This is a genomic window from Saccharopolyspora sp. (assembly GCF_017434145.1).
GTDB lineage: Bacteria > Actinomycetota > Actinomycetes > Mycobacteriales > Pseudonocardiaceae > Saccharopolyspora_C > Saccharopolyspora_C galaxeae.
On the sequence record NZ_JAFRFW010000507.1, the window covers coordinates 1 to 2,217 of the forward strand.

2 protein-coding genes and 1 pseudogene are annotated in these 2,217 nt (G+C 70.5%); 1 reads left to right on the forward strand and 2 read right to left on the reverse strand.

Annotation, left to right across the window (positions count from 1 at the left end; genetic code table 11):
• Window positions 1-236 precede the first annotated feature (236 nt).
• Window positions 237-1,445 (forward strand): cytochrome P450, encoded by a 1,209-nt coding sequence (locus tag IJH84_RS14030; protein WP_295145061.1) that lies wholly within the window; start codon window positions 237-239, stop codon window positions 1,443-1,445.
• A gap of 85 nt (window positions 1,446-1,530) precedes the next feature.
• On the opposite strand, the gene IJH84_RS14035 is transcribed toward IJH84_RS14030, so the two are convergent.
• On the reverse strand, window positions 1,531-2,016 hold the full coding sequence (locus IJH84_RS14035; protein WP_295145065.1) for a nuclear transport factor 2 family protein: 486 nt from the start codon (window positions 2,014-2,016) through the stop codon (window positions 1,531-1,533).
• A pseudogene (locus tag IJH84_RS14040) lies at window positions 2,013-2,217 on the reverse strand (hypothetical protein); the annotation flags it as partial. The gene IJH84_RS14035 and the pseudogene IJH84_RS14040, both read right to left, overlap by 4 nt.

Sequence of the window (2,217 nt, forward strand, 5' to 3'; positions counted from 1 at the left end):
CAAGCCCTGGCCGAGATCTGCGCGCAGCAGCGGGCCGCGTTCGCCGGATAGTCGCCCGCCGCCGCGGATTCGGCGCAGCTGTCGCACGTGTCGCGCCCGCGACGAGCCACGCCGCGGGCGGGCTCGAAGCGGTTTAAATCAGCTGAATTAGATGCTACGGTGCAACTAAATGGCAGGCGCCGAACGCGGGTCCGCGAACGGCGGGCCGGTGCGACGAATTCAGCGAGGGGCGGCCGATGACCTCTGTGGAACCCAAGCGCTACCCGTTCAGCGAACCCGAACGGCTCGATCCCGAGCCGTTGTTCGCGGCGTTGCGCGCGCAGCAGCCGCTGATCCGCGTCCGGTTGCCCTACGGCGAGCCCGCGTGGCTGGCGACCCGCTACGACGACGTCAAGCTGGTGCTCGGCGATCCGCGGTTCTCCAGAGCGGCCGGGGTGGGCCGGGACGAACCGCGGATGCGGCCGCACCTCGGCGCCACCGGCAACATCCTGAGCAAGGACCCGCCGGAGCACAGCCGGCTGCGCAGGCTGGTGATGAAGGCGTTCACCCAGCGCAGGGTGGAGCGGTTGCGCCCGCGGGCGCAGGAGATCGCCGACGGTCTGGTCGATCGGATGGTCGCGGCCGGAACTCCCGCCGACCTGGTGGAGGACTTCGCGCTGCCGCTGCCGATCACCGTCATCTGCGAGCTGCTTGGCGTGCCGTTCGAGGACCGGGCCGATTTCCGCGTGTGGTCCGACGCCTTCTTGTCCACCACGAAGTTCACGCCCGAGCAGGTGCGGGAGTGCGTGGACCTGTTGCGCGAGTACATGACCGGGCTGATCGCCGAGCGCCGCGAGGAAGGCCGGGACGATCTGCTCAGCGCGCTGGTCGCCGCGCGCGACGAGGACGACCGGCTCTCCGAGGACGAGATGCTCTCGCTGGCGGAGTCGCTGCTGGTCGCGGGGCACGAGACCACTGCATCGCAGATCCCGAACTTCGTGTACGTGCTGCTGCGGCATCCCGACCAGCTCGCGCAGCTGCGCGCCGACCTGACCGCGGTGCCGCGCGCCGTGGAGGAATTGATGCGCTTCGTCCCGCTCGGGGTCGGTGCGGGCACTCCGCGCTATGCCCTCGAAGACGTCGAACTCGGTGGCGTGACGGTGCACGCGGGTGAGCCGGTGCTGCCGACCACGACTTCGGCCAACCGCGACGAGTCGGTCTACACCGACCCCGAACGGCTCGACCTGGAGCGGGAGGCGCAAGCCAGCCACGTCGGTTTCGGGCACGGGCCGCACCACTGCCTCGGCGCGCCGTTGGCTCGGATGGAGTTGCAGGTCGCGCTGGACACGCTGCTGCGGCGGCTGCCCGGACTGCGGTTCGCCGGTTCCGAGGACGGAATCGAGTGGAAGAACGGGTTGTCCACCCGCGGTCCGGCGCACATGCCGGTCACGTGGGACGAGCACTAGGGCGTTTTCCCGGGCGTGCGGTTGGTGCTTCGCGGAGATGCGGCCGCCTGTCCGAAGCACGATCAGCAACGCCGGCGCAGCGTGCTCACCGGGTTAGCACGCCTGCATCCGCGAGCAGTTGGCGCGCTTCGGCCCGGCCGTCGAGGAGCCGGCTGGTGCGGCGCACCACGCGCCAGCCTTCCGGGCCGCGGCGCAGTTCCCAGCGGTTCGCGGTGGCGCGCAAGACCCGGAACGCCGCGCCGTGCTTGGTGATCAGCTGCGAGTGGCAGGTCGCGACCGCGTGATCGCCGTCGAGCACGACGTGCGGCAGTCCGGCGAAATGCGCGCAGCCGTCGGTGATCAGCCGTTGGTGCGCTCCGGAACGGACCATCGCGGAAAGCTGGGCGTGCCCGTGCATTCCGCCGGTGTCGACGTCGTAGTCACCGTCGGCTTCCCACAGCCCGGCTACGGCTTCGGCGCTACCGCTGTCCACGAGCGGGCCGTAGGCGGCGATCAGCCGGGTGATCGCCGCTTCGTCCTCCAGCGCGCGCAACCTGCGCTCCAGCAGTTCGAGCCGTTGCACATCGGTCATCGTGTTCCGTCCGATCTCGCGTCGTCGAACGGGATTCCGCGTTCCCGGCCGATTTCGCGCAACGCGGCCAGTTGTTCGCAGTAGTGCTCCGCGGAAGCCGCGGTGATCCGCACACCGGCGACGGTCGCGCCGGCTTCGCGCAGCCGATCCAGTGCGCGGGCGGCCGATGCTGCGGCGCCGATCGGATCCAGCGCGCGGTTC